The following is a 5,144-nucleotide window of genomic DNA, read 5'->3' on the forward strand; positions in this document are numbered from 1 at the left end:
TTTTGCCTTAACGACTATATTGACGAAGCTGTAGGGAGGCGCAGGGCCCACATATTTGAACTCAATCCTATCACCATAGTGGACCCCCAGCCCCTCGACGCAGCTATCAAATTCCTTCTCCCGAGCCCTATCAACCAGGAACGCAGCGTTCATGAGCATGTCATCGCCATAGGTCCTGTTAAGGCAAAACTCGCTGGAGATGTGTGTCAGCGGCTGGAGCAGGGCTTCCCTCTCCTTAGCCCTTTTATGTTCGAGAGCCAGCTTGACCATCTCACCCAGAGCACCTTTATCCTGGGTAGCCTTTTCTGCCGAATGGGCCAGCGTGTTTACTCTAACCGCCCTGATCTCCTCGTTTTCTTCCACTATTTCATTAAGAATGGCATCCATGTCCCTCCACAGGGCCTTGAGTCCCAACTCCACCTTGTTGTCCAGCTCCCGGAGCAGCTTCTTAAACTCCTGGTAGCGTCTTCTGAGGAGACCGCGGATCTCCTCAGCATTGGGCGCAACGGTATAGAATCTCACCGGGAGAACGGTATGATCCTTCATCACCGCCTCGATAACCTTCTCGTGAGCAACCATGGTTTCCTTGCTCACCACATATTTCGACATCGGCACGCTGCTTACCACTGCGCTGAGGTCTCTATAAGCGATAGTTATCACTGGGTCGCCTCGGCCACCGATGCCAATGGGGCCGAAGTTCCTGGCCTCACCGGTTCCAATTATGCAGTAGACATATTGACCTTCCTCAACCACTGCTCATCCTTCGCCAGACTTAACGGGCTTCTGCTCCTAACATAGTCCAATGGCGCGCCCAGCCCCTACACCCTTTCCTCCGCCTCCATAGGTTCGCCGCGGAGACGAGTCCTCCTGCGCTCAAACCTCAGCAGGTTGCCATTATCGTCCAACACTACCTCATAGTCACCCAGGACATCAGTAGCGGTGGGAATCCTGGACATCTCCAGCATGTCCAGAGTGATATGCCACCCTCGCTCGTCCTTGAAAGCCCCCGTGACGGTTATGGGCTTCAGTCCCGTAAGCTCAGCCAATTGGCTCTTAGCCCGTTCCGCTAGCGCTCTCATATCCATAGATAGTCCTCCTTATGGAGAGTGTTGAACATCTGCCCCCAAACCCCCGCAGGGGGTTCAAGGTAGCCCTTCGGGTTTGATTTTGTGCTCTGGGGCACATCCCCAGACCCCTGCCAAGGGGCGCAGCCCCTTGGAACCCTCGTTGTTCGACGCTCTCTCTTATGAATTCTTGCTGTGGCAGTGAGCCTCGTTATCAGCGGCCCCGCTCAGCCTTGACCTCTCGGATGGCCTTTAGCCGGTCCATCAGGATCCTCTCCTGTTCGTCGTACTCCTCTTCGGCGATCTCACCCAGCTCAAGGCGCACCTGGAGCTCCAGCAGTTCGGCTCGGACCCGATCTTCGTCCAGCAGCTCGTTATCGGCTGCCTCAGCAACCTTCTCGGCCAGCCAGTAGACACCCTTTATCGGGCCCAAGACAGGGGCGGTCAGCAGATCGAAGATAAAGCTCATGGCTCTAACCTACCTTAGTTCCTCCCAGTTCACCACGACGCTTACAAAGTTATAGGGAGGCACCGGCCCAATGTACTTGAGGGCTATCCGTTCACCAATCTGTTCATCCAGTCGGCTCACCGCCTGGTCAAATTCTGGCTCCCGTACCTTATCAACCAGAAAGGCCGCATTTACGATCACCCGGTCCACCAGTGTATTGTTCTCCCGTACGCTATGGGCAATCGGCCGCAGAGGATGTAAGATTCTGGCTGCTTCCTGGCGTCTCTTCTGATCCAGCGCCTCCTTGACCATCCGCCCCAGCTGCATCCCCTCGAAATGGATCGCCTGCGGAGGTCGGCCTGAAAGCTTGTTGCGGAGCCTTCTGATGTCTGCGTTCTCAGCGACGATCTCCTCGAAGACAGCCTGCTCATCGCGCCAGAAGGCCTTTAGTCCCAACTCCACCTTGCCCTCTATGTCCCTTAGCAGCCTGTTAAACTCCTCAAACTTGCTCGAGAGGAGCTTATGGATGTCCTCTCTGGGAGAGGTGGAATCAGTAACGGTTCCGAATCTCACCGGCAGGAGGGCGAATTCCCTCATGACCGTTTCCAGCACTTTCTCATGAGCCATCATGTTACTCCGGCTGCTTTCATACTGCTTCAGCAACGAGTCGCTGACCACAATGGCGAGATCACCCTGGCATATCGTGTGCACCACGCTGTCCTCGCTGCCCATGGCCACCGCGTTGAAGGTGCGTTCCTCCCGGCAGCGGATGAGGCAATAAAGGTATTTTCCCAGTTCAGCCATCTGTTCTCCGCTAAGTTGGTGCAAACTCTCCGGAACGAAAGTGCTGAATCTCTTCGTCTCTTACGCGCCTTATGTTGATCAATAAGCTACCACTTGATTCAGCCCGTCCCCGGCAGTAAGCGATGAGTAGCTCCGACGCCTGGCGAAGTTCGGCGAAGCGCGTCTTCGCTAGCCCATCCCCCGGCCTGCGGTCGGGGTGGCTCTCGGCCGCCAGGCAGCGGTAGGCCTTCCTGATCTCGGGCTCCGAAATGGCCTCACCCAGGTGAAGGAGTTGTCTGGCCTCCTTTATCTTCTGCGGGCTTGGTCTGGTCACCTCCACCGTGGCAAAGGTGTAAGGTGGCAACGGCCCGATGAGGCGAAAGTCGATCTGGTTATGGAAGAGGTTGTTCAGGGCGCTCACCTGGTTGTAGAACTCCTCCTGCCTGGCCCTCTCTAGCAAGAAGGCCACGTTCATTACCATCTGGTCAGAGACCAGAGCGTTAGGTTGCACATCAACGGCTACAGGCCTGAGGAAGCCTATCATGCGCTCCTGATACCTGTCGCGCCGCTGATCCATAGAGGCCTTGACCATCCGTCCCAGACGGATGCGCTCTTCCAGGGTGTGCTGTCCCCGTCTGCTGGCGATAGCTGCCCTGGTACGCACGATCTCCTCTTCGTCGCTGATCTCCCGTAACACCTGTTCTGTGTCCCAGGTGGCAGCCACTTCTACCTCGACTTTATCCTGAATCCAGGCCAGGGCAGCGACAAATAGCGCGTGGCCCTGGGAAAGCAGGTCGCGCACTTCGTCTGGGGTAGCGAGAACCGTGCCGAACTTCAGCGGAAGCACTGTATGTTCCCTCATAACATGCTCCACCACCACCTGGTGGGCAAGCAGGTGCTGGACTATCTCTTCCTTTGACATGGAGCTGAATTCTCCACCAGAGAAGTCGCTCAGGACGCAGCCGAGGCCCTGGTGAGCTATGGTGTGCACCGAGCCCGTGCTGCCGAGTCCGGCGATGTCTACTGTTTTATCATCACTAGTGCTGATGATTCCGTAGATATATTGGCCATTCATACCAGCCACCTGGCATCTCCATCGCCTGGGAGTGCAACGCTAACATCGGCTTAGCTAGCGCACCCATTGCTTGAAGCGCTTCCTTGACTCCTTCCAGTGCTGGGTTCTTTTTTCCAGGGTATAGCGGCCCAGGTCGATGGCCTCCCGACCCAGTATGCGGGCCCGTTCTGTGGCCATCAAGCGCCTAACGAGGCCGCTGACGGAAGCGGGGCTCCCCGTCCTCGTCTCTCTACTGTGCCGAGGCTGCCAGACGTAGCCTGCCCCTCTCCCTTCATCTGCTGCATGGCCGTAGGCAAGCACGGGTACTTGGCGGAGGGAAATTGGCCCCGGCTCGGTTTCAGGCTGATTTCCAGTCCTCTCAGCATAACCTTTCATTGTTTTGATTTCCTCAGCTATTGCTCGCCTTGCTTGGGTGGCGACCCAGCCCAATTCTTCTCTCCTCCTATTACTCGTAGATTCCCCATATTCACTGGCGCTGACCACACCCTTGCCTCGGCACACCAGACAGGGAAGCTTGCTATTGGGTGCAGCACCCGTGCCGCGACACCTGGGGCAGACCTCAACAGGCAGCTGGATGGTGATCAGCCCTTTGCCGCCGCACACGGTGCAGGTAATGTTAGAACGGGCGGGGACCTCGCCTCGCCCCTTACAATAAGCGCACATCACCGCCGGAGAAGTTACCTCGACGCATCCTCGCCCTCCACAAGCCGGACACCTGGCCTTCGCTGCGGGAAGCACGCCTTTCCCCTGACAAAGGGCACAGTGAAACCCTTCGCTCTCCAGCATCGTTCCCATCATGCCTCTGCTCGACGTTCCCTGAGTACGATACCGCCACTTCACGCTAACCACCATGTGCTGGCGGCATCACTTAATACTCAACAGGCATCTTCTTCCATTGCCGCCCTCCGCGCTCTGGCCTGCCTTCCACCTGCTCGTCTGTGGCATGCTCCGCAGAGGAGCTCTGAGCGACCTTCTCTTGCTGTGCCGCATTCACCAGCTTCTCCATCGAGCTCTGGACTTCGGCCAGGCGATCAAAGATGCGTTTTCGCCGGCGCTCAATACCAGCCAGCTCCTGTTCCAGCCTCTGCCTCTCCATGCTAAGCGCAAAAAGGTCGAGGTAGGTTGTTCCCTTCCGTGGCGGCTTGGAAGGGATGTGATGGGTTGTAACTGTTCTCAAGTCACCCAGGCCTTTGGCTCTGGTGTTATCCTTCATGTCGCCTCCTTATGCCAGGCATGCAAAAGCGATGTTAAGGCTTGCCTCGCGGCCGGTGCGGGATGTCCCTGGTCGTACGGATGTCCTTTGACGTCATGGGGGCGTGCTCGGCGGCGATGTGATGTTCAAAGCGCAGCATGCTGGTGAAGACCTTACCACACCTCTCACACTTGTACTCCTTCGCTTGCTTGTCCCTGGGCATCGATTAATCCTCCTCAGCAGTACTGGTCAACGAGCCGGCTCACCGCTTCCTTCACCTTAGATGTCTGGGATTTGCTGCCCACCCTGGTGGACTCTGAAGCCAATATGTCTAGGCACAGCTGCCTGAAGAGGTCATTGTGGGCATCTACCGAACCATCCAGCACCTTCAGCGCCTTGGCTACCATTATGCAGCCCCGAATAGTGGGGGCGAACTCGCATACCCCGGCCTCCCTCAAGCCGCGGACAATGCGCTTAGCATGGAGAGGCAGAGGCTGGAACAGGAGCTGGCTGGTATTGAGCGCCGGCGAAAACGCATCTTTGATCGCCTGGCCGAAGTCCAGAGCTCGATGGAGAAGCTGG

At 57.0% G+C, this 5,144-nt stretch carries 9 protein-coding genes; all 9 read right to left on the minus strand.

Annotated elements, in window-relative coordinates; genetic code table 11:
- On the minus strand, positions 1-753 hold a 753-nt coding region (locus M1136_07520; GenBank protein MCL5075483.1), incomplete at its 3' end, for a GvpL/GvpF family gas vesicle protein.
- A gap of 65 nt (positions 754-818) precedes the next feature.
- Entirely contained in the window at positions 819-1,085 is a 267-nt protein-coding gene (locus M1136_07525) for a gas vesicle protein (GenBank protein ID MCL5075484.1), read from the minus strand.
- Between the two features lie 193 nt (positions 1,086-1,278).
- Positions 1,279-1,533 carry a gas vesicle protein GvpG gene (locus M1136_07530; GenBank protein MCL5075485.1) on the minus strand — a complete coding sequence of 85 codons (255 nt, stop codon included), beginning with the start codon at positions 1,531-1,533 and terminating at the stop codon, positions 1,279-1,281.
- A gap of 9 nt (positions 1,534-1,542) precedes the next feature.
- Positions 1,543-2,316, minus strand: a complete 774-nt coding sequence (locus M1136_07535) for a GvpL/GvpF family gas vesicle protein (protein ID MCL5075486.1) — start codon at positions 2,314-2,316, stop codon at positions 1,543-1,545.
- 10 nt (positions 2,317-2,326) lie between these two features.
- Complete coding sequence (locus M1136_07540) at positions 2,327-3,370, minus strand: GvpL/GvpF family gas vesicle protein (protein ID MCL5075487.1); 1,044 nt, start codon at positions 3,368-3,370, stop codon at positions 2,327-2,329.
- Between the two features lie 54 nt (positions 3,371-3,424).
- Complete coding sequence (locus tag M1136_07545; GenBank protein ID MCL5075488.1) at positions 3,425-4,210, minus strand: hypothetical protein; 786 nt, start codon at positions 4,208-4,210, stop codon at positions 3,425-3,427.
- Between the two features lie 28 nt (positions 4,211-4,238).
- Positions 4,239-4,583, minus strand: coding sequence for a hypothetical protein (locus tag M1136_07550; protein MCL5075489.1), 345 nt, complete (start codon positions 4,581-4,583; stop codon positions 4,239-4,241).
- 34 nt (positions 4,584-4,617) lie between these two features.
- Positions 4,618-4,785 carry a hypothetical protein gene (locus tag M1136_07555; protein MCL5075490.1) on the minus strand — a complete coding sequence of 56 codons (168 nt, stop codon included), beginning with the start codon at positions 4,783-4,785 and terminating at the stop codon, positions 4,618-4,620.
- A 13-nt stretch (positions 4,786-4,798) separates the two neighbouring features.
- A partial coding sequence (locus M1136_07560; protein MCL5075491.1) for a hypothetical protein occupies positions 4,799-5,144 on the minus strand: 346 nt, incomplete at its 5' end.

The organism is Chloroflexota bacterium, assembly GCA_023475225.1.
In the GTDB taxonomy this organism is placed as follows: domain Bacteria; phylum Chloroflexota; class UBA6077; order FW602-bin22; family JAMCVK01; genus JAMCVK01.